The sequence below is a fragment of the Hungatella sp. L36 genome (assembly GCF_014288035.1).
In genome coordinates, this window is record NZ_JACOPC010000006.1 from 220,432 (window position 1) to 242,774 (window position 22,343).

Consider the following 22,343-nt stretch of genomic DNA (forward strand, 5'->3'; position numbering starts at 1 on the left):
GCTTATATGACGGGAGCGCCGATATTCCAGACGGTCTTCCCGCCCTCGCCGAGGTCGATCATCCGGTCCAGAAGCCGCTTCATCAGTTCGTATTTCCGCTCCTGAAGCAGTGGATCATCCCATAAATTATACTTCTCCTCCGGATCGTTCTGGAGATCGTAGAACTCGCCGTAGCTCCTGTTCTGGTAGTAGATCAGTTTATAATGTTCATCCCGTATGGCCCGGATGTCTCTCGCTTCCATGTAGACGTCCGGCCATATTTCTTTGGCGCCGTCCTCGTAAAACTGTGTAAGACTCCGGCCCATCATGGTATCCGGGACAGCGATTCCCGCCGCCGTGAGGCATGTGGCCGCGATTTCGACCGAGCTGATGAAGCTGTCCTCTCTGCGGCCTTTAAAGCCGGAAAACGGAGGCTTTAACAGAAACGGAATCCTCATCAGGGCCTCCGAGCAGTACTGGGCCTTGGTGGCCACACCGAAATCTCCCATAAAGTCCCCGTGGTCCGAGGTAAACAGGATGAGGGTATTATCGTAAAGCCCCTTCTTTTTAAGGAACTCAATCACCTGGCCGATTTTCCGGTCAATCAGAGTCATATTGGCATAGTAGGCCTTCTTCATCAGCCGGATCTCATCCGGGGTGAGCCCATCCGGCGACGTGTGATTCTTTAAATCGAGACTGCCGAATTTCTTAGCGATGTCGAGATAATGGGGCGGCTTATGGAACAGATCGGAAAGCTCCGTTCCTGGCAAATCCAGCTCCATTTCCCCGTAGGCCTCTTCATCCGGAAGCCCAATCCCGTCAAAGGGCATGTGCGGCCCCGGAAATGAAAGGGTCAGGAACCAGGGCCTGTCATCGGGACAGCTCTCCTCCAGCCACTCCCTTCCCCGGTCGCCGATGTAGGCGTCCACGTGGTACTTTTCTTCCCCTGTAAATTCATAGATCCCCTTGTTGTTTATCTCCCTGAAAAGCTGGGATCCCCTGGTGAAACCGCTGTCGGCCAGAAACTCCACATAGCTGGAGACGCGGTCGGAGACCGTCTTGTTGGCCGGAAGGCCGAATTCGCCGTCGGCCAGCTCCTTCGTGATTATCTCCGGAGGAAAATGTTCATCCACAATGTCCTCATAGTCGTATCCCCGCTCAATTTCAGAGCGCCAGAAATGCTGTTTTCCGATGACAGCCGTATAGTAGCCCCCCTCCTGTAAATACTTCATAAATGTGGTCTCCTTTTTGGGAAGGCTGCTGACAAATCCCGGTACGCCGCACTGGGAGGGATAGCGCCCGGTAAAGATGGCTGCCCTCGCCGGAATGCACGACGGGTTTGTGGTATAGGCGCGGGAAAAGCACACGGCTTCTTCCGCCATCCGGTCAAGGGCCGGTGTATGTACCTGGCGGTTCACCCATCCGGCTGCGTCGTAACGCTGCTCATCTGTCATCAGAAATAATAGATTGGGTCTCTCTTTCAAATCGGTTCCTCCTTTATCATCTCCGGGGCCGGAATCTCGTCTGACGGATAGGACAGTGTCACCACGGTTCCCTTTCCCGGAAAGCTGTCAATCACAATGCCATACGCATCTCCATAATAAAGCCTGATTCTGTCGTGGATATTCTTCAGTCCCACATTGCCCCTGCCGGACTCCTCTTCCACCCGTTCTCTCCGCTCCAGGCGGCCGCGGATCTCCGCCAGCCGCTCCGGCTGTATGCCGCCGCCATTGTCCTCCACCGTAACCGTCATGATTCCGTCCTCTTTTTTTACCGTAACCGCGATCCGGCCGCCAGCGCGGCCTCTGCCCAGCCCGTGGGAGATGGAGTTCTCCACAAGCGGCTGCAGGCAGACCTTAACGATGGGCTCTGCAAGCAGCTCCTCCGGAACCCTGGCGGCGAACGCAATCCGCCCGCCGAATCTGGCATTGACGATCGTCATGTAGCTGGAAAGGTTCTCCAGCTCTTCCCTGATGGTGACGAGGACACCGTCCGTATGGGTCGCGTAGCGGAACAGCTTCGATAAGGCCATGATCATCTCCGATACCTGCAAGGCCCCGTAAAGCTCCGCCATGCTCTTGATCATATCCAGGGTGTTGTAGAGGAAATGAGGGTTGATCTGAGCCTGCAGCGCCTTGATGGCCGCCTCCTTTTCCTTCAGTTCCACGGAATACACCCGGTTGACGAGGCGGTCAATCTCCTCTGCCATGCCGTTAAACGCGTCACAGAGGTCTCCCACCTCATCCCTGGTCTCGACGTGCACGCGGACCGTGTAATCGCCCTCCTTCACCCGGACCAGATTCTTATGGAGCCTGGTCACCGGGCGGACGATGGTCTCCGAGAAAAGGAATGAGGCCGCCAGTATGATGAGCACGGTTATGAAGATCACGGTTCCTGTCATGGTGCTCAGCGCACGGATATTGCTCTCCACGCCCTTCATGTCATCGAAAAATGTGACTCTGATTCCCAGATTTTCGATGCGGTAGTCCCACGAGATGCTCTCCGCCCGCCTCCTCTCCTTCGGCGGCGCCGAGTAGGAGACTGCGGCGGCCCGCAGACGGTTCACCGCTTCCGGCCCGCCGCTCATCGTGTCATAGAGCAGCAGCTGTCCGTCGTCCATGGCGATCTCCGTGTTCAGCACCGTACGCAAATCCTGGAGAAGCAGATCGAACTGGTCCCGGTCAAAGACGATAAAAAGCCAGCCCAGGGTGCCGTTTTTCAAGTCTAAATCATCGATCTGGCGCAGATAGACGTATTTATCCGTGTAACTGTCATTCAGCTCCTCGATTCGCATGAGCCTCTGGTTTTTAAACCGTTTTCCCACCTCCTCCGGCGGTACTGAAAAAAGGATGGTGTCCGCGTAGCCTAAGGAATTCATCACATCCATGGCCGTTCCATCCTGTTTTAAAAATGTAACCTGATCCACGTACGCCATTACCTTGAACAGATCGAGATTCACCCGCACCTTTTTCTCCAGCGCCATGCGGGCGCTGTAGCTGCTCAGCGAATCGGAGGCCCCGCGTATCATGGCCTGGGTATCGCTGTCAAAAAAGAGATTGGAGATGTATTCGATTTTAGTCAAATAGTCCTCCAGCAAAACTGCCGTGTTCCGTTCCGTCAGCTGGTTCTGGGTGAAGGCATCGCTCCTCAGCTTCTCGGAATAGGCGGAGTTAATATAGCAGTAGACAATACAAAGAGGAATGAGGGAGACTGTCAGAAAGCTCAGAAATATTTTTCTGTTCAGACGGCTCTCCAGCCACGTCTTAATGCGCACTCTCTTCACGTTTTTCCTCCTCCCGCCTCATCCTCTCCCTGTATTCCGACGGTTTCTCCCCCGTCATGGAGGCAAACACCCGGCTGAAATACTTTGCTTCCTTGAATCCCACCCGAAGGCTGACGGCGCTGACGGAAAGGCCCGTGTGGCTTAAAAGCTCCTTTGCCTGTCCGATCCGCACCTCCGTCAGATAATCGATGAAATTAACACCCGTCTCATCCTTGAATTTCTTGCTGAAATAGCTGGGATTGATTCCGTATTCGTCCGCCACCCAGGCGAGGCTGATATCAGTGCTGTAATGCTCCCTGATCTCACGCTGGATCCGTTTGACAATTGCCGCCACATCCATGCAGTCCTCTTCCTTTAGACAGGAGGCGGCCTTTACAATATACTCTTCAAACCGGTGGCAGATGGACCGGATGCTGTAGTAATTCCGGATCCGGACAGAGAAATCGTATCCCTCCTCGATCAGTTCCAGATATTCCGTCCGGCTCTGTTCCTTATACCTGTCATTTAACAGCTTGATCACCTCTCCCGACAGAACAAAGTAGAAATTTAAACAGCTGGTTAAGTCGTACCCCTTCTGGATAAAGAGCCCGCAGGCCTGTCTCGTACACTCCCTGATCCGCTCCATGTTGCCGGCCTTTAACACAGCCAGAAAATCCGCGTGAAGATCGGATTCCGACACTGGAAAGGACTCCGTCTTCCCTTCCCTCCCCAGCCGCAGAATGATGGCTTCCCTCGCCTCCGCAAATGCCTCGCCAATCTCCTCCAGCGCCTCATGCGCCTCGCTCAGCCCATACTCATAGCTGTGAAGCAGACTCACAAGCACGCTCTCATCCAGCCGGAAGCCCGCAGGATTCACAATGCCTGTGATCAGGACGCCCCAGGTAAAGCGGTCCAGCGGGCAGAGGTAGATGTCCTTACCGGCAGCGGCCTCCTCCAGACGTCCGCGCATCTCCTCCCTCGTCAGAGCGGATTTTTCCAGACGGCGCATCTGAAACAGTGCCAGTTCAAAGAAGCCGCTCTGCCCCTGTCCGGACACCAGGAGGCTGCGAAGCTGCCGCTTCGTCTCGTCGCCGGGACTTCGCAGGTACTCCGTCAGGATGTTTTCCACCCCCGCCGTAAAACCGTCCCGGGTCTGTTCCTTTCTCTCCTGCTCCTTTTCCAGCGCCGCGACAGCCTTCTCCACGGCTTCGTAGACCGCCGACCGCTCCAGCGGCTTTAATAAATAGGCCATAACCTCCAGCTCAATGGCGCGCCTCGCATAGTCAAATTCGTCGTAACCGGATATGACGATGGTCTTCGGAAGCCTTTCCCCCGCTTCCTCCAGGCGTTTTAGCACATCGAGGCCATCGATCAGCGGCATATTGATATCCGTAATCAATATGTCGGGTCTGGTGTCCAGCAGCGCTTTCAACGTCTCTTCCCCGTTATCACTGATTCCCGTCACCGTCACCTCAAAGGGGCTCTCCTTTAAGACCTGGCTCAGCCACCGGCCCACCCAGAACTCATCATCCGCAATCAGTATCCGATACATGTCCCCGTCCCCCTCTCTTGTGCCATTCTAACATAGATAAAAGGCAGCCGCAAGACTCAGTCCTGCGGCTGCCAGCCTGCATTATTTCAGCTTCAGATTATTCTCCACCTGTGCGTTTAAGTCCTTGACCGCATTGTCCACGGAATCACCGCCCGCCACATTGGCCGTAAAGGTACGGGCGTCCGCCCACGGGCTGACCACCGCGATGTCAAAGGCGGAATCCACCCACGGAACCATGCGGGCCGCGCTCAGACGCTCCGCCGCTGGCTCCACCACATCGTTGTCCGTGCTGGCTCCATCCGTGCGCGGATTGAAGCTGTTCTGGCTTGCCACGTAGGCGTTCATGCTGTCCAGTCCGGTGAAGAATTCCACGAATTTCCGGGCTGCGTCCTTCTTCTCAGAAGAGCTGTTGATGCAGACGCGGACACCGGCATTGATCAGAATCAGGGAATCGTCATCCTCGACCGGAATACCGCCCAGAGTATAGTTCATATTCGGAGCCGCGCTCTCAAGTCCTGCCACGAACCAGCTTCCGCCAGGCATAAAGCCGGCCTCTCCCTTTGCGAATTCTGCAATATCGTCCTGGCCCGCCGCATAGACGAGGGCCTTGCTTCCGTCCAGATAACCTTTGGAGATCAGGTCTTCCACCAGTGCAAATCCCGGCTGCATCACATCACCGAATTTCAGCTCGCCGCTGTTCATTCTGGCGATCTGGTCCATCTTATCGGATGCCTGATAGACCGGGTCCATGCTCTTCGCCAGGGAGAGAATGGCAACGCCCGTACCATCCTTGGCTCCGGCCACGACCGGTGTCTTCCCGGCTTTCTTCAGGATCTCACAATCCTCCAGAAACTCTTTGTAGTTTGCCGGCGCGTGGTCGATGCCCGCTTCCTTCAGCACATCCAGGTTAGAAAACATACCGAATACGGCCACTTCCATGCCGAGACCCGGAATGCTGTCATTGATGGTCAGCAAATCCTTTACGAGGCCGCTGTACTTCTCCACCACAGGCATATCGGACAGATCCTCGGTATAGCCCGCTTCCTGAAGCTGCGGCAGGTAATTGGGGTTGGCAAAGAACACGTCGTCCCCCTGCCCGGAAGCCAGTCTTGCGGTGAGTACATCCTGATAACCGCCCGCGTTGCTGATTCCCTCGTACACCACCTTGATATCCGGATTCTCCTTGTTGAACTGTTCGATCAGTTCCGGAATCGCGCCTTCCTCCGCTCCGGTCTTAAATCCGAACACCTTAAGCTCCACCTGTTCTCCCGTGCTCTCCGCTTCCGCCTTTGTTTCCTCCGCTGCGGCGGTCTCTTCCTTCTTCGCCTCGCTGGTCTGTGCTGCCGTCGTCTCCGGCGCCGCCTTCTGTCCGCATCCGGCCAGAGATCCCATTACCATGGCTGCCGCCATGAACCATGCTGCTGTTCTTCTTTTTCTCATGTTTCTTCCTCCTGTTATTCCTTTATTATGATTTTGTTACTATTGCATTTAACTGATTCACCCCTTCACAGACCCGTTTAACATGCCGGAAATGATCTGCTTCTGCAGTATGAAATAGACGATCATCAGCGGCAGGATCACCAGGGTTGTCGCCGCAAACAGAATATTCCACTGGATGGACAAGTCACCCTTAAAGAAAAATACCGTGAGAGGCAGTGTCCTGGAATTCTGACCCTGCAGAAGAAGCAGGGGATACATAAAGTTGTTCCAGACCCTTAAGGCAATCACGATCAAAAGCGTTACCATGGGCGGCTTAAGCAGCGGATACACGATTCTGATAAAGGTCGTAAAGGGGCTGGCTCCGTCAATATAGGCCGCCTCCTCCAGGGTGACGGGTACGGTATTCACAAAGCCGGAAAAAAAGAACACGCCGTATGCCGCGTTGGCTCCGATAAACGCCAGGATCAATCCGAACAGCGTATTGGCTACGTGAAGCTTCTGCATCCATAAGACGAGAGGCACCATGGCCACCTGCTGCGGCAGCGCCAGACCGATGAGAAACAGCGCGTTCAGTACGAGAAAGAGCTTCTTTCCTCTTCTCGCCCGCATGATGGCATACGCCCCGCAGGCCCCAAAGAACGTGGTGATCAAAGAGCTGAATACCGTCAATACGGAAGAGTTAAGCAGCGCCCTCCAGTATTTCATTCCCTTCGCCGCCGTTATATAGTTTTCAAAGGCGAAGCTGGTCTTCAGGCTTAAGGGCTCGCCAGCCAGCAGCGCCTCATCCTTCAGGGACACGAGAACCATCATGATCACCGGGTAAAACATCAGCACGCAGGCGGCGATCATCAGCAGTTCGAACAGAAAAAGCAATGGTTTCTTTCTGGTTTTCATCAGTAAATCGCCTCCTCTCGTTTTTTCAGAACTCCGATTAAAACCTGCCCGAACAGGACTATCACGATGGTTAAAAGTACGGTCTGAGCCGATGCGTAGCCGTGCAGGCCGCGGTTCATATTGGCGACCACGTACGTTCCCACCGTCTCCGTGGAGTTCAGCGGTCCGCCGCCTGTCATGGCGTAGACAATGTCAAATACCTTTAGGGACTGGGTAAACGCAAGCGTCACATTGATGGTGGTGGCCGGAGCCAGCATCGGCAGGATAATGCTCTTGAATTTCTGCCACGGCCCCGCTCCGTCGATGGCCGCCGCTTCCAGAATGTCCGTCGATATACTCTGTAAGTTGGACATGTAAATGGTGGAAGAATATCCGATCCACATCCACACATGAGCGATCACCACACAGGACAGCGCTGTCTTTCTGTTTCCCAGCCAGGTGATGTCGGTTCCCAGCAGGTGGTTCAGCATACCGTCCGGCATATAGATAAACTGCCAGATAAATGCCACCACCACGGGGGAGAGCATACACGGTGCAAAAAGCAGCATCCGCAGGAAGTTTCTGGACTTGATTTTCGTGTTCAGCGCCATTGCGAACACGATTGCGAACAGATTCTGTAATACTGTCGCTCCCAGTGCGAACAGAAAGGTGTTGACCATGGCCTTCTTAAACACCTTGTCATGAAACGCCACATCGTAATTGTTAAATCCCACCCACTTGAATTTCAGGCTGATTCCATTAAAATTCGTCAGGCTGAAAAACATGCTGGATACCACAGGAATAACAAAAAACAGGATATAGACAGCCAGAATCGGCGCAAGGAGCAATAGGTAAAAGTAAAAGTTACTGTACGTCAGCCGTTTCTTTTTCATGGTTCCACCCCTTCATATTTTCCACATTTTTCCTCTGCTTCATTTCTTTGTAATTTCATTATAGTTGGAAAATGGCCGGGGAAAAACTCCACATTTTTTTGATTCAGGGGGAATTTTTCGCTGGAACGGTTACGGAAACAAAAAAACTCCCTTCACACAACGAGTCCGGCAAGCCGGACTCGTGCGCCGGAGCGCGGTTGCTTCAGCAGCCAAATTTCCTTAGCGCGGAGTGCGCCTCCCCCGGAGGGTTTTGGTTTCATAGGACGAACTTCCCTATGAAACCAAAAAAAGAGCGCTCCCGCGAAAGGAACGCTCCGTTATGAGATATCTCATTAATTTTCCTTAATTTTCACAATTACCTTCTTAATCGGGGCCGGCTCGCCGTCTGCTGCTTTCGGCTTATGGCCATCCCACGGATTAAAGATCATATATTCACCTGCTCCGACAACTACCTTTAATCCAGGATTTGCGTTGTCATATAAAACACAGTCTTTTTCTTCGTTATACGGTACTGTCACATTCAGTGCGTCCACCGGTGCATAGGTCATGGTCTCAGTGCCCGTGATCATGTACTGGATGTCCGTGTAATCATGGTGTGATTCGTACTTCGCCTCTTCCCACGGAATCGTGGTGTATTCGGTTACATTGGCATAAACGTTCCTGCCGTCAATTTCGTATTTCCCCGGTGCCAGGTTCTCTAAATCGGTATTCTGAAGGAAATCAACCGCCTTATCGTATCTGCCTTCAATTCCAAGCCCTCTGTAAAAATCAAGATTCTTTGCTGAGTCAAAAATCATAGTCCTGTTCTCCTTTATGTATAAAATCTCTTAGTTTCCGGCAGAGTTTCTTCCCGCTGCCGTCTAGCTATAGTATACACCTAAAGCAGAATATTCTACAATGTTTTTATTTAAAAAACTCATGATTTTGATGGCGGAACAGATACGTTAAATGGGAATCAAACCAGCTCACAGCTCTGCTTCTGGAACCTCTCCGGTTCATGAAGTATAACGCCCCGTCGGAATAGTCCTCCCCTTCCAGCGCCCGGTTCACGCATTCCTTCGTCTCCTCTGTCACCTTCACGGAATTGATGGAACCGTCTGATACCGGCGAAAACTGAGAAGGCTCATAGACAACGCTTCTTACCGAATCCGGGAACTCCTGGCTCTTCACGCGGTTCAGCACCACATTGGCCACGAGAATCTTTCCCTTCTCGTCACAGACTCCGGCTTCCGCCTGAACGATCCGCAGCAGAACCTGATAATCGTCGTCTGAGACCGCCTTCCGGCTTGCAGCTTTCTTCTCTTCTTCCCTGCGTCTTTCTTCTTCCAAAGCTTTCTGGCGGGCATTTTCTTCTGCCTCCAGCGCCTTTATTTTAGCATCCATGACAATCTGTTCATTGATACGTTCGAGCTCTTCTTTCGATTCCTGTTGGATCTCCTGTTTCTGCTGTACTTCTTTTTCCAATAGATTACCGGCTAACAGTTGTCCCTGCTTCTTTATTTCGGTAAGTTGGACTTGTACTTTTGCTTCCGTAACAGGTTCCTCTTCTTCTGCATCTTCCTCTTCTGCCGCCGTCTCCTGCCCCGGAGTTTCCGCAAACGCCGTCAGGGCGTTCTTTCCTCCGCTGCCGAAACCGGTCGAGGTAAATGCCACAACGGTGATCACCGCAGCGCCTGCCATAAAGACAGCCGACGATCGATACATCCTTTTTGTGGCCTTCACCGCCAGTCCCCGAAAGAACTGACAGATATGCTGAAGAATTGAGCGCAATGTCAGCATACATACTCCTCTTTCTTTTCTCTCATACATCTAAGCCGCAGACTTTTGCAGCCGTTTCCGGGTGACGAGCGTATTATAGAGGAGTCTTGTCAACAAAGTCAATACTTATTTAACATCTTTGTGATATTTTCCTTGACCATTTTCTGGTCTTTTTATATTTTTTGTATATATATTACATTTATCAGCTTGTTTCAAGCTATGTTTTTATCTATATTTATTATTCATTCTTTACAAATCTGTTACATTTCTGTTACTTATTTAAAGTTGCAAATTTTGTGTTTTTTTGCGTTTCTATTTTATGTAAACTATTCAAACGTCAGGGAAGCAAATTTTCCCCGGATGAAGGTCACCAGGGTTTGTGGGGAAATCAGGATCTGCTGGCCTCTTAATCCGGCGCTTATGGCGATCTCATCATACAAAACAGCACTTTCTTCGACAAAAGTGGGGAATTGCTTCTTCATCCCGATGGGAGAGCATCCCCCTCTGATGTATCCCGTAACGGCCAGAAGGTCCTTCATGTGGATCATTTCCACCTTCTTATCGCCTGCCGCCCTGGCCGTCTTCTTTAAATCCAGCTCCGCATCCACAGGGATGCAGCAGACCAGATAGCCCATCTTCTCCCCTTTCAGCACCAGCGTCTTAAACACACTTCCGTGATCCACTCCCATCATGTCCGCGGCGTGGCTTCCCGATAAGTCATCCTCATCCACCTCGTACTCTTTTGTTCTGTATTCAATTTTTGCCTTGTCCAGCATACGCATGGCGTTCGTCTTCACCATCTGATTCACTCCTTTCTGAATTTCCGGCATGTCCGGAAAGCTTCTTCAGCTGATCGCCGGCGATACGGTAAACCGTCCAGTCGTCCATGGGAACGGCTCCCATGGCCCGGTAGAAATCAATGCTCGGTTTATTCCAGTCGAGGCACCACCACTCCAGGCGTCCGCAGCCCCGCTCCACAGCGATTTCTGCCAGGCGCTTCAAAAACGCGGTTCCGCAGCCCTTTCCCCGGTATTCCGGTCTGACGTAAAGGTCCTCCAGGTAAATTCCGGCTCTGCCCAGAAATGTGGAAAAGTTATGGAAAAACAGGGCAAATCCCACCGGTTCTCCACCCTCCCTCCCAATCAGCACCTCAGCCTTTTTCTTTTCAAAAATCCATTCCCGCAGCAGCTCCTCTGTCGCCTCCACCTCGGAAAGCATTCCCTCATAATCGGCAAGTTCCTTTATAAATCGCAGGATCAGCCCTGTGTCTTCCTCCGCGGCAAATTGAATTGTCATACGGCATGTCCTCCCTTTCGACAGTTTCTGATGTGTTTCTTCTATATAATATAGCACTGCCTGCGCGCCGTGTATAGGAAAAATTATTTCAGCCCGCTTTGTGATGAGCAGCGCGCTCCGCAGGTTCTGCCTGCAGGCAGCAAATCATGAAAGAGAAGCCCGGATATGCCAGAATGCTGTCTCTGGTATATCCGGGCTCCTCCGGCTTCCGTTTTCGGGACGGTACCCTACTTCTGATTTATATATGGAATCAATCCCCCTGCAGAAATAATCTTCTGCATAAACGGCGGGAATGCCTGGCCCTCATAGGACTGTCCCGTCGTCTTATTCGTAATGATGCCGCTGTCAAAATCGACTTCCACCTCGTCACCCGCAGTGATGGCCTTAGCAGCCTCCGGGCATTCGATGATCGGCAGGCCGATGTTGATAGCGTTGCGGTAAAAAATTCTTGCAAAAGTCTCCGCTATGACACAGCTGACCCCCGCGCACTTGATTACGAGCGGCGCATGCTCTCTGGAGGAGCCGCAGCCAAAATTCTTATTCGCTACGATAATATCGCCTTTTTTTACATTTTTCACAAAATCGCTGTCGATATCTTCCATACAGTGTTTGGCAAGCTCATATCCATCTGTAATATTTAAATATCTGGCCGGAATGATGACATCCGTGTCCACATTGTCCCCATATTTAAAAACGGAACCTGTCGCTTTCATTAATCTGTCCTCCTTTTTCCTTATAAGCCGAGTTCTTCCGGCGCTGAAATCTTTCCAGTGATGGCGCTGGCCGCCGCGATCGCCGGGCTTGCCAGATACACTTCAGAATCCACATGGCCCATACGGCCTACAAAGTTCCTGTTCGTTGTGGAGATACAGCGTTCTCCTGCTGCCAGAATTCCCATGTAACCACCCAGACACGGTCCGCAGGTCGGTGTGCTCACGATCGCTCCCGCCTCGATAAAGATCTCCAGAAGTCCCTCTCTCATGGCCTGCAGGTAGATCTCCTGTGTTGCAGGAATTACGATACAGCGGACATTTTTCGCCACTTTTCTGCCCTTCATCACCTTTGCAGCGATTCTCATATCGTCGATTCGCCCATTGGTACAGGAACCGATCACCGACTGATCCACCGTGATATCACCGAAGGAACCGATGGTCTTTGTATTCTCCGGAAGGTGCGGGAACGCCACTGTCGGTTTCAGTTCCGATAAATCGATGGTGTAGACCTCGTCATACTCTGCATCGGGATCGGCCTCATACACGGTGAACTCCCGTTTGGAGTGCTCCTTCATGTACTGAACCGCCAGGTCGTCCACAGGGAAAATCCCGTTCTTTCCGCCCGCCTCGATGGCCATGTTACAGATGGTAAAGCGGTCATCCATGGTTAAGTTCTTAATTCCCTCGCCGGTGAATTCCATGGATTTATAGAGAGCGCCATCCACGCCGATCATGCCGATAATATGTAAAATGACGTCTTTTCCGCTGACCCAGCCGCCAGGTTTGCCAACCAGCTCGAATTTCAGCGCGGACGGTACCTTAAACCATGCTTTTCCCGTCACCATACCGGCCGCCATATCCGTACTTCCCACACCGGTGGAAAATGCACCGAGAGCGCCGTATGTACACGTATGTGAGTCGGCGCCGATCACTGCATCACCAGCTACCACAAGTCCTTTTTCCGGGAGCAGCGCGTGCTCGATTCCCATCTGTCCCACGTCAAAGTAATTGCTGATCTCATGTCTGCATGCGAAGTCACGGCAGCACTTGCAGTTTTCTGCTGATTTAATATCCTTGTTCGGGATAAAATGGTCCATAACCAGAGCGATCTTATCCTTGTCGAAAACTGTCTCTGTGTCGAATTTTTTCATCTCGTTGATAGCCACCGGAGAGGTGATATCATTCCCCAATACGAGATCCAAATCCGCCTCAATCAACTGTCCGGCCTTCACGTCCGAAAGCCCCGCATGAGCCGCTAAAATTTTCTGGGTCATTGTCATTCCCATAATCTATATCCTCCTTCAAACCCTGTTCTCATTTTCTGCTTTACATTCTAACATACTTATTGATATAATAGAAATACATAATATGAATACTTAATATAATAGTCAGTTATACCATTCCGGCTGGCTCTCTGCCCTGTGCGGCGCGCTCTGGTCCGTCCCCGTCCAGCCGGTCTGCCCGACCGTTCCTGTGACTTTGCAGGGTATTAGCGGTTCTTAACGCGCAGAATTTTTCGTTCAGGGGAAATGCCCACCTGTCTGAGCGCAGCGAGTTTGGGCATTTTCTCTGGTTTTTAGAAAAATCCTGCACGTTTAGAACCGCTTATACCCGAAACCGGAACTGGAACGGTCGGGCAGACCGGCTGGACGGGGACGGACCAGAGCGCGCCGCACAGGGCAGAGAGCCAACCGGAACGGATACCAGGAAAAGAGGCATATATGGAACAAAACCTTTCGCAATATAAGATTTTCTACGAAGTGGCAAAGGCCGGAAACATCTCCAAGGCCGCCAAGGAGCTTTACATCAGTCAGCCCGCCATCAGTAAATCTATCAGCAAGCTGGAGGACAGTTTAGGTGTCTCCCTCTTCACCCGGAATTCCAGAGGCGTTCAGCTGACCAGCGAGGGTGAACTGCTCTTTCACCATACGGAATCCGCCTTCGAGGCACTGAGCCGCGGGGAAAATGAGCTGAAGCGGATCAAGGACTTTAATATCGGCCATCTGCGCATCGGAGTGAGCAACACACTCTGTAAATATATCCTGCTCCCTTACTTAAAGGGCTTCATCGAAAAGTATCCGCATGTGAAGATCACCATCGAGAGCCAGTCCACCACCCACACCATCGCCATGCTGGAACAGCAGCACATCGATCTGGGGCTTATCGCCGAACCGTCCAGCAGGAAACCGCTGATCTTTGTCCCGGTGATGAACATTCAGGATATCTTCGTATCCACAAAGCCGTATCTGGACAACTTATACCTGCGGGAAGGCCGAAATACAGATATCTTCCAGACCGGCAACATCCTGCTTCTGGACCGGAACAACATGACAAGAAAATACATCGACGAGTACTTAAGCGAGCATCAGATCGTCCCCGGCCAGGTGCTGGAGGTAAACACCATGGATATTCTGATCGAGTTCGCCAAGATTGGCCTCGGAATCGGCTGTGTGATCCGGGAGTTCGTTCAGGAAGAGCTGGACAAAAAGACACTGGTCACGATTCCCATGAAATGGCCGATCAAAAAGCGTACCATCGGCTTCGCCTATAATCCAGGGGGGACTTCCAGAGCGTTAGAGGATTTCTTATCCTTCTGTGACAGTTTTCCGATCTCGTAACCGGATATCGCGAAAACTGGATATTGCGAAAATTGGATATTGCGATACCGGCATAATTCGGACCGCATGGAGACAGCAGTTATCTGTTGTCCCAGGCGGTCCCTTCTTATTTCTCTATTTCTCTTTTTCTCTATTTTCTCTTTTTTCACATTTTTATACTCAGTTCAGCTTTCTCTTATACTCCATCCCCCAATCAACCATCGCATCCAGAATGGGCTTTAAACTGCAGCCTGTATCTGTAAGTGTATACTCCACTCTGGGAGGCACCTCCGCGTAGACCTTTCTGTTCACCAGTCCATCCGCCTCCATCTCCCGCAGATTGGAGGTCAGCACCTTCTGGGAAATAGAACCGATGGATTTCTTCAGTTCCCCAAAACGCTTCGTACCGTCTAACAAATCCCGGATAATCAGCACTTTCCATCTGTCGCTGATCAGCATCAGCGTCGTCTCAACCGGACATGCCGGCAATATCTTTTCCATTGCTTCCTCCATTTCCTGTTTTGTCTGGTTTCTCATTCATAGTTTCTTTTAGGTACCTATAGCACAAAAAAGTGCTTACTTTACATTTTTGCTGTACAGCCCTATTATAATTCTATAAACACCAAAAAACAAGTCCAATTACATTTTAAGGAGGATCTTATCAATGAAATCTATGAAAATGGCGGTAGTATGTGCAAACGGAAAAGCAGGAAGGCTGATTGTTGAAAAAGCGGTGGAACGCGGGATCGAGGTCACCGCAGTTGTCCGAGGGGAAAACAGAAGCTCGGCCCAAAACGTTATCAAGAAGGACTTATTCTCCCTGGTTCCGGAAGATCTGGCGGGCTTCGATGCGGTTATTGACGCCTTCGGCGCATGGACTCCGGAAACACTGCCGCAGCACAGCTCGTCCTTAAAGCATCTATGTGATCTTTTGAGCGGTACCGGGACCCGCCTGCTGGTCGTCGGCGGAGCCGGCAGCCTCTACGTCAACCCCGATCATACGGCGCAAGTCATGGATGGACCCGACTTTCCCGAGGCCTTCGTACCTCTGGCAGGCAGCATGGGGCAGGCCCTCGATGAACTCCGGAAACGCAAGGATGTCAGATGGACCTATTTGAGTCCTGCCTGTGACTTCCGCGCGGACGGCGGGGAGACTGGAAAATATCTGTTTGGCGGGGAAGAACTTTTCCTGAATGCGAAGGGAGAAAGCGTGATCAGCTACGCGGACTATGCTTCCGCCATGATCGAAGAGGCCATAAACGGAAGCCATATCAGAGAACGGATCTCTGTGATAGAAGCATAGCCCGGCCCCATTCCCTCTTACCGTCTGCGGTTCGCTCTATTTCTCTGCCTGCTTTCCGCCGAAATAGTCTTCGGCCAGAATCCCGTATTCAGAGAAATCACAGATTCCCTGGTTATTGATATCCGCCTGCCTCATAGTCCCTTCATACTTCATTCCGCACTTTTTCATCACGCGGCCCGAATTGGGATTATGAGGATCGTGGCGGGACTCTACCCGGTTCATTCCGGCTTCCTCGAAGAAAAATCGGATCAGGGCGGCCAGCGCCTCCGATGTGATCCCCTGCTGCCACCATTTTTTCCCGATGCAGTAGCCGATGTGCACCATTGCGATCTCATCTCTGCCATGGACTGCGCCGATGCTTCCGACCGGCTCACCGATGTCCCTGGGCACAATCGCCCACTGGTAAACTGCGTTGTCATCATATTGGGACACCCAGCTTTCCAGCACCATTCTTGAAACCTCCACCGATGTGTGAGCCGGCCATGTCAGATACTTCGTTACCTCCGGGTCATTGGCCCAGTTGCGGAACATTGCATCCGCGTCATCCATTGTAAACCGTCTTAATATCAGCCTCTCTGTCTCTACTCTCTTCGTTCCCAAATGTTTCATCACACAGCCTCCTTAGATATACTTACGATTCGCCATACAAGAGAGTCCGGCGAGCCGGACTCTCGCGCCGGAGCGCGGTCGCTTCAGCGGCCATATTTCTTTAGCGCGGAGTGCGCATCCCCCGGAGGGTTTTTATTTCATAGGACGAACTTTCCTGTGAAATAAAAAAAGGCGGGAGATGGCAGTTACCTTCCATCTCCCGCGTATTCTAATTAGTTATCGATCAGCTTGCCGCCGTCATTCCAGCTGTAAAGCTTTCTCAGTTCAGCACCAACCTTCTCAGCCGGATGCTCCGCTTCTTTTCTTCTCATCGCGTTGAAGTGAGAACAGCCCACCTGGTTCTCAAGCAGCCAGTCCTTAGCAAAGGAACCATCCTGGATATCTGTCAGGATCTGCTTCATCGCCTTCTTAGTCTCGTCTGTTACGATCTTCGGTCCGGTGATGTAATCGCCGTACTCAGCCGTATTGGAGATGGAATATCTCATTCCAGCGAATCCGCTCTCAAAGATTAAGTCTACGATCAGCTTCATCTCATGGATACACTCGAAATAAGCGTTCTCAGGCGCATATCCAGCCTCTACCAGAGTCTCGAAGCCAGCCTTCATCAGTGCGCATACACCGCCGCATAATACAGCCTGCTCGCCGAAAAGATCTGTCTCTGTCTCTACCTTAAAGGTTGTCTCTAAAACGCCTGCTCTTGCTCCGCCTAATGCCAGCGCGTAAGCCAGTGCCATATCTTTTGCCTTGCCTGTATAATCCTGATGAACCGCTACGAGACACGGTGTTCCTCTGCCAACCACATACTCATTTCTTACGGTGTGGCCAGGTGCCTTCGGAGCGATCATGGTAACATCTACATTCTTCGGAGGTACGATCTGTCCGAAATGGATCGCGAAGCCGTGTGCAAACATCAGCATGTTGCCCTCTTCCAGATTCGGTTCTACAGATTCCTTGTACATGGCTGCCTGCTTCTCATCATTGATTAAGATCATGATGATATCGGCTTTCTTTGCTGCCTCTGCTGCTGTATAAACGGTTAAGCCCTGTGCCTCTGCCTTTGCCCATGACTTGCTGCCCTCATAAAGTCCTACAATTACGTCACAGCCGGATTCCTTTAAATTCAATGCGTGTGCATGTCCCTGGCTGCCGTATCCGATGACTGCAATGGTCTTTCCCTCTAATAAGGATAAGTTACAGTCTTCCTGATAATAAATCTTTGCCATCTTTTTATTTCCTCCTCATATATGTATTCATATTATTATTGTTAAAGGAACTATGCCGACGACTCTCTGTCCGCCTTTGGCAATACCTCTAGCTAACTTCATAAAACTATGGTAAGTAACGGACGTCATCAGACCCTCTTGAGAGTCCCGTAAGACCGGTTCTCGCCAGCTCCAGTATCTCATAGTCTTCCAACAGATTGATGAGCGCGTCCAGCTTTGACTGGTCGCCCGTCAGCATAACTGTCAGAGAATCTTTGCCGACATCGACGATGGTGGCACGGAAAATATCCGCGATAGCGCTGACCGCCTGCCTTTCACTGGCATTGGCCCGGACCTTGACTAAGATCAGCTCCCTGTATACGGAATGACCCGGCTTCAATTCCTTAATGTCGCGCACATCCTCCAGCTTGCGAAGCTGTTTCTCGATCTGGTCCAAAATTTCCTGGTCTCCAATGGAAACCACTGTCATTCTGGAATATCTCTCATCCGCGGTGACACCCACGGTAAGACTTTCAATGTTGTAGCCACGGCGGCTGAACAGCCCTGCCACACGGCTCAAAACACCGGAAGTATTGTCAACCAGCAACGATAATACGATTCTTTCCATTCATATCCCCGCCTTTTTGTATAGTAATTTTAATGATAACAACCTTGCTTCTATTTGTCAACTACATAAAAGTAATGTGTATTATAAATTCAGGTTATACTTCCGTTTTATGACTGAGGGAATATGGTGAGCCGCAGAAAAGTCCGGCCCCTCGTTCGCGCCAAATGCAGGCGCGTTCGCCAGGTCCGGACTATCTTGCAGGAACCATTGATCCACTTTTTACTTCTGAAGCTCTGCCACCTGCTTTACCACACTGCTGGCGCCTACGCGGCTGCAGCCCGCTTCCACATAATTCTTTAAGTCTTCCAGCGTTCTGACGCCGCCGGCGGCCTTGATTTTAACATTCTCCCCGATATTTGCCTTAAACAGCCCGATATCGGAGAGCAGGGCGCCTGCGGTTCCGAATCCGGTGGAGGTTTTGATAAAATCCGCCCCCGCATTGGTCACCGCGCGGCACATGGCAGTCTTTTCTTCCTCCGTGAGATAACACGTCTCGATGATAACCTTTAAAATACGGTCGCCTGTGGCCTCCTTCAAGGCTCTGATCTCGTCCTCAACCTTCTGATACTCTCCGTTCTTCACATCGGTCAAATTGATCACCATATCGATCTCATCCGCACCGTCCGCCAGAGCCTCTCTCACTTCACAGACCTTGGCTGCTGTCACGCTGTATCCCAGCGGGAAGCCGACAACCGTACAAATCGTCAGGTCCGGATACGTCTCACGGATTCTCTTAATATAGCAGGGCGGCACACAGACGGATGCCGTCTGGTATTCGGCCGCCTCGTCACACAGTCTGCATATCTCCTCCCATGAAGCACAGGCCTTTAACAGGGTATGGTCCACGCAATGAAGCATCTCAGCATATGTCATAGTTATTCTATCCTCTCTCTCTAATATCGTTCCACGCCGTCTTTTGTGATTCTCGCATAGATCAGTTTTTCCGCTTCCGGCTGCTCTTTTCCGATCACGACCGCCTCTTTTAACAAGCTGATGGCTCCCGATAAGAGGCTTACCGCCGAGGTATACAGCGTGGCGATCGTCTGTCCGTTTTCCACACGGTCACCGATCTTCGCATTCAGAATAATGCCTGCACCGTAATCGATGGAGTCTTCCTTCTTTCTTCTGCCGGCCCCCAGCTCCACGGCCGCCATCCCGATCTTCTCCGTATCCATGGCGGTAATATAGCCGCTTTTTTCTGCTTTCAGTTCATATTCCACCGGCGAGACAGTAAATTTCTCAGGCTTTCTCACATAGGAAGCGTCTCCGCCCTGAGCCTCCACCATCTGACAGAATTTCTCGAATGCCTTTCCGGACTTAATCGCCTCTTTCGCCATGGCGGTGCACGCTTCCATGGTTCCCATCTCGGCCAGATACAGCATGTTGGACGACAGGGCGAGACAGATCTGCGTGAAGTCCTCAGGGCCATGGCCCTTCAGTGTGGCAACCGCCTCCATGACCTCCAGGGCATTTCCGATATTTCTGCCCAGAGGACGGTCCATATCGGTGACCAGGGCGACGACTTCCCGTCCCACGTTCGTGCCGATATCCACCATCTCCCTGGCCAGCGCGATGGAATCGTCCAGCGTCTTCATAAATGCGCCGCTTCCCGTCTTCACATCCAGAAGAATGCGGTCGGAACCGGAGGCGATCTTCTTGGACATGATGCTGGCCGCGATCAGGGAAATATTATCCACCGTGGCAGTTACGTCCCGGAGCGCATACAGCTTCTTATCCGCCGGCGCCAGGTTCCCCGTCTGCCCGGCCACGGCGATACCGATCTCTTTCACCATATCGAAGAATTTCGACTGGTCCAGAGACGTTGAGAGGCCCGGTATGGCCTCTAGCTTATCCAGAGTACCGCCCGTGTGTCCCAGTCCTCTGCCGGAAAGCTTCGCCACAGGAACGCCGCAGGCAGCAGCCACAGGCCCGATCACCATGGTGGTCTTGTCTCCCACGCCGCCGGTGGAGTGTTTATCCACCTTGATTCCGGGAATGGGCGACAGATCGATCTCATCGCCGGATGCCGCCATACAGCCCGTCAAAAAAGCGGTCTCATGCTCGTTCATCCCCTGAAAATAGATGGCCATCAGCAGGGCGGACGCCTGGTAATCCGGTATCTCTCCCTTTGTATACCCATTTACGAAGTACCCGATCTCCTCGTCGGTCAGGACTCCTCCATCCCGTTTCTTCATAATAACATCATACATTCTCATGATTCTTCGCTCCCTTCCGCCATACAGTGTCTCCGGAACGCCCGGGGGAGAAGCTCCCTTAACGTACACTCCTCCCAATGGGTGCGGTCTGCCGCAACGATAATCCGGAACGAATCCAGATCGCAGAACTGCGCCATTACCTGGCGGCAGATTCCGCATGGATAGCAGAGGCTTTCCACGTCCCTGTCACTGGGACCGCCCACTATGGCGATCGCCTTAAAATTTCGTTCTCCCTCGCTGACCGCTTTGAAAAATGCGGTGCGCTCCGCACAGTTGCTGGCCGTCAGACCGCTGCACTCGATATTGCAGCCTCGGTAGACCGCTCCCTCTGCCGTCATAAGCGCCGCTCCCACGGCAAATCCGGAAAAGGGGGAGAAGGACTGTTTTCTGGCCTCCGCCGCCTCTTCTATCAGCATCTGCGTGATTTTTTCATCCATTTCTACAGTACCTCCACCGGATCATCGGTCCGTTTCTGCCATACGCGGAGCCTGTTTTCCAAATCGGCCCTCACATCGGCAAAGGCCGGATCTTCATACAGATTATGTAACTCGAACGGGTCTGTCCTCAGATTGTAGAGTTCCGCAATGCTTTCCTTATTGGCGATGAGCTTGTAATCGCCGTGAACCAGCATTCTGCTGTTGATATCTTCTCCGTACCCGTGGCCAAAGGTCTCTGCCATCAGGTCGTCATCCCACTGGTCCGTCTTTCCGGTAAGCAGAGGCAGAAGGCTTCTGCCGTGGACTTTATTCTTTGTAAAGGCGGTTCCTGCCGCATCGAGAATTGTAACCGGATAATCGACGGTGCTGATCAGTTCATCCCGAACCTGGCCTGCCGGAATCACGCCGTCCCATTTGACCGCACAGGGGATTCTCATGACTTCCTCGGACATATAGGAGCCCTTGTCAAAGTGGCCGCCCTGGCTGGCCAGCGCATCGCCGTGATCCGTTGTCCAGATAATCATCGTATTCTTATCCAGGCCCAGCTCCTTTAACTTGTCGACGATCATTCCGCCTGCCGCATCCAGCATGGTGATGTGTGCAAACGCATGTCGGATAATCTCCGTCCATTCATCCCAGTTTACGGCGCTTGGAATGATTAACTGGTCATCTTTTCCGAATGGTGAACTTCTCTCCCGGTAATATGCGCCCGGTTTTCCCTGAAGGCGGTTCCGGTAGCTGCCGTACTCAGGCAGAACGAAGTCTTCCTTCGGATACAGATCGAGGAATTCCTGCGTCGGGAAATGAGGCTGGTGAGGTCCCCAGAAATCCACTCGTAAGGAAAATGGCTGGTCACTCTCCGACTTTGCCAGCTTTTCCAGCTGCTCGCAGGCCAGCGTGGCCAGGAAGAAGGACTCATGGGTTTCCTTTGGAGTGAGTGTGCTTCCCACTGCGTGCTCGCCGCACCAGTTGGCCTTGCACTGGTAATCCACATCATCTGCGCATTCCGCCCAGTCGCCGCGGCTGCTGATCTCAGGAATGTCGAAGTAACGGTCGATGTGATGGAGCGCCTGCGGTAAGTTGTACCGCTTTAAATATTCCTTATACTCCGGCTGAATATAAGGGTTGCTGTAATCGGTTCTGGAGAATCCGCTGCAGTGATGTTCATTCGCCGCGCCCGGACCAGCATGCCATTTGCCGAAATAGTAATTGTCGTATCCCGCTTCCGCCAGCGTATCGAGATAAACCTCGTGATCGTATGGCGGGTCCGTATAGTTGTGATACTGCTTGTGGGTATGGGCAAACAGGCCGGTCAGCATGGTACGCCTCGTCGGGCCGCACAGCGGTGTCGCACAGTAGGAATGAGTGAAACAGGCGCCCTCGGCAGCCAGCTTCATGAAGTTCGGACGCATCGGTACCGGACCGTTTTCCCATTCCCAATGGTAATATGCCTGATGGTCATTCTGTATAAATATGATATTGGGTTTTTGTGACATTTTAACATATTCTCCTTGTCTTTTTGATAACTTTTCTTGAAATTGGGTTAAAAAAATACGCGGTCAGCGTTTGTCTGATGACCGCGCCG

General features: G+C 51.9%; 22 protein-coding genes. 2 read left to right on the forward strand and 20 right to left on the reverse strand.

Annotation, left to right across the window (positions count from 1 at the left end):
• Nucleotides 1-2: 2 nt before the first annotated feature.
• From H8S80_RS16615 to leuC, 12 genes are all read right to left on the reverse strand, one after another.
• Nucleotides 3-1,463 carry a sulfatase family protein gene (locus tag H8S80_RS16615; RefSeq protein ID WP_117632577.1) on the reverse strand — a complete coding sequence of 487 codons (1,461 nt, stop codon included), beginning with the start codon at nucleotides 1,461-1,463 and terminating at the stop codon, nucleotides 3-5.
• Nucleotides 1,460-3,262, reverse strand: coding sequence for a sensor histidine kinase (locus tag H8S80_RS16620; RefSeq protein WP_117632576.1), 1,803 nt, complete (start codon nucleotides 3,260-3,262; stop codon nucleotides 1,460-1,462). Before H8S80_RS16620 ends, H8S80_RS16615 begins: the two co-directional genes overlap by 4 nt.
• Nucleotides 3,243-4,793 carry a response regulator transcription factor gene (locus tag H8S80_RS16625; protein ID WP_117632575.1) on the reverse strand — a complete coding sequence of 517 codons (1,551 nt, stop codon included), beginning with the start codon at nucleotides 4,791-4,793 and terminating at the stop codon, nucleotides 3,243-3,245. The genes H8S80_RS16620 and H8S80_RS16625 overlap by 20 nt, the downstream gene beginning before the upstream one ends.
• An 81-nt stretch (nucleotides 4,794-4,874) precedes the next feature.
• Entirely contained in the window at nucleotides 4,875-6,233 is a 1,359-nt protein-coding gene (locus H8S80_RS16630; protein ID WP_117632574.1) for an ABC transporter substrate-binding protein, read from the reverse strand.
• Nucleotides 6,234-6,290: 57 nt separating this feature from the next.
• Complete coding sequence (locus H8S80_RS16635) at nucleotides 6,291-7,127, reverse strand: carbohydrate ABC transporter permease (RefSeq protein ID WP_117632573.1); 837 nt, start codon at nucleotides 7,125-7,127, stop codon at nucleotides 6,291-6,293.
• Nucleotides 7,127-7,999, reverse strand: coding sequence for a carbohydrate ABC transporter permease (locus H8S80_RS16640; RefSeq protein WP_002603825.1), 873 nt, complete (start codon nucleotides 7,997-7,999; stop codon nucleotides 7,127-7,129). Before H8S80_RS16640 ends, H8S80_RS16635 begins: the two co-directional genes overlap by 1 nt.
• A 332-nt stretch (nucleotides 8,000-8,331) precedes the next feature.
• Nucleotides 8,332-8,796 (reverse strand): NanQ anomerase/TabA/YiaL family protein, encoded by a 465-nt coding sequence (locus H8S80_RS16645; protein ID WP_117632571.1) that lies wholly within the window; start codon nucleotides 8,794-8,796, stop codon nucleotides 8,332-8,334.
• A gap of 106 nt (nucleotides 8,797-8,902) precedes the next feature.
• Nucleotides 8,903-9,778 (reverse strand): cell wall hydrolase, encoded by an 876-nt coding sequence (locus tag H8S80_RS16650; protein WP_025531537.1) that lies wholly within the window; start codon nucleotides 9,776-9,778, stop codon nucleotides 8,903-8,905.
• Nucleotides 9,779-10,083: 305 nt separating this feature from the next.
• Nucleotides 10,084-10,557 carry a Cys-tRNA(Pro) deacylase gene (gene ybaK / locus H8S80_RS16655; RefSeq protein WP_025531538.1) on the reverse strand — a complete coding sequence of 158 codons (474 nt, stop codon included), beginning with the start codon at nucleotides 10,555-10,557 and terminating at the stop codon, nucleotides 10,084-10,086.
• Nucleotides 10,511-11,053 (reverse strand): GNAT family N-acetyltransferase, encoded by a 543-nt coding sequence (locus H8S80_RS16660; RefSeq protein WP_117632570.1) that lies wholly within the window; start codon nucleotides 11,051-11,053, stop codon nucleotides 10,511-10,513. Before H8S80_RS16660 ends, ybaK begins: the two co-directional genes overlap by 47 nt.
• A gap of 227 nt (nucleotides 11,054-11,280) precedes the next feature.
• Complete coding sequence (gene leuD, locus H8S80_RS16665; protein ID WP_002603820.1) at nucleotides 11,281-11,766, reverse strand: 3-isopropylmalate dehydratase small subunit; 486 nt, start codon at nucleotides 11,764-11,766, stop codon at nucleotides 11,281-11,283.
• A gap of 20 nt (nucleotides 11,767-11,786) precedes the next feature.
• Complete coding sequence (leuC, locus tag H8S80_RS16670; protein WP_055652938.1) at nucleotides 11,787-13,052, reverse strand: 3-isopropylmalate dehydratase large subunit; 1,266 nt, start codon at nucleotides 13,050-13,052, stop codon at nucleotides 11,787-11,789.
• A gap of 435 nt (nucleotides 13,053-13,487) precedes the next feature.
• Between leuC and H8S80_RS16675 the strand changes: the two genes are divergently transcribed.
• Complete coding sequence (locus H8S80_RS16675) at nucleotides 13,488-14,384, forward strand: LysR family transcriptional regulator (protein WP_002603818.1); 897 nt, start codon at nucleotides 13,488-13,490, stop codon at nucleotides 14,382-14,384.
• A gap of 159 nt (nucleotides 14,385-14,543) precedes the next feature.
• Here the strand turns inward: H8S80_RS16675 and H8S80_RS16680 are convergent, their stop codons facing one another.
• The gene (locus tag H8S80_RS16680; protein ID WP_117632635.1) at nucleotides 14,544-14,864 is read right to left on the reverse strand and encodes a winged helix-turn-helix transcriptional regulator; all 321 of its coding nucleotides are present in this window, start codon (nucleotides 14,862-14,864) and stop codon (nucleotides 14,544-14,546) included.
• Between the two features lie 172 nt (nucleotides 14,865-15,036).
• Between H8S80_RS16680 and H8S80_RS16685 the strand changes: the two genes are divergently transcribed.
• Entirely contained in the window at nucleotides 15,037-15,666 is a 630-nt protein-coding gene (locus H8S80_RS16685) for an NAD(P)-dependent oxidoreductase (protein WP_117632634.1), read from the forward strand.
• 36 nt (nucleotides 15,667-15,702) lie between these two features.
• Here H8S80_RS16685 and H8S80_RS16690 read toward each other — a convergent pair whose 3' ends face one another.
• From H8S80_RS16690 to H8S80_RS16720, 7 genes are all read right to left on the reverse strand, one after another.
• Entirely contained in the window at nucleotides 15,703-16,275 is a 573-nt protein-coding gene (locus H8S80_RS16690; protein WP_117632569.1) for a GNAT family N-acetyltransferase, read from the reverse strand.
• Between the two features lie 212 nt (nucleotides 16,276-16,487).
• Nucleotides 16,488-17,498: a ketol-acid reductoisomerase gene (gene ilvC / locus H8S80_RS16695; protein ID WP_002603815.1), complete on the reverse strand. Its 1,011-nt coding sequence runs from the start codon at nucleotides 17,496-17,498 to the stop codon at nucleotides 16,488-16,490.
• A 106-nt stretch (nucleotides 17,499-17,604) separates the two neighbouring features.
• Nucleotides 17,605-18,105, reverse strand: a complete 501-nt coding sequence (gene ilvN / locus H8S80_RS16700; RefSeq protein ID WP_002603814.1) for an acetolactate synthase small subunit — start codon at nucleotides 18,103-18,105, stop codon at nucleotides 17,605-17,607.
• A 219-nt stretch (nucleotides 18,106-18,324) separates the two neighbouring features.
• Nucleotides 18,325-18,978 carry a deoxyribose-phosphate aldolase gene (gene deoC, locus H8S80_RS16705; protein WP_117632568.1) on the reverse strand — a complete coding sequence of 218 codons (654 nt, stop codon included), beginning with the start codon at nucleotides 18,976-18,978 and terminating at the stop codon, nucleotides 18,325-18,327.
• A gap of 20 nt (nucleotides 18,979-18,998) precedes the next feature.
• Nucleotides 18,999-20,321, reverse strand: coding sequence for a pyrimidine-nucleoside phosphorylase (locus H8S80_RS16710; protein WP_117632567.1), 1,323 nt, complete (start codon nucleotides 20,319-20,321; stop codon nucleotides 18,999-19,001).
• A complete protein-coding gene (locus H8S80_RS16715; protein ID WP_002603811.1) occupies nucleotides 20,318-20,758 on the reverse strand; it encodes a cytidine deaminase in 441 nt (146 codons plus the stop codon). Before H8S80_RS16715 ends, H8S80_RS16710 begins: the two co-directional genes overlap by 4 nt.
• A gap of 2 nt (nucleotides 20,759-20,760) precedes the next feature.
• Nucleotides 20,761-22,254: a sulfatase-like hydrolase/transferase gene (locus H8S80_RS16720; protein ID WP_029466402.1), complete on the reverse strand. Its 1,494-nt coding sequence runs from the start codon at nucleotides 22,252-22,254 to the stop codon at nucleotides 20,761-20,763.
• Nucleotides 22,255-22,343 lie beyond the last annotated feature (89 nt).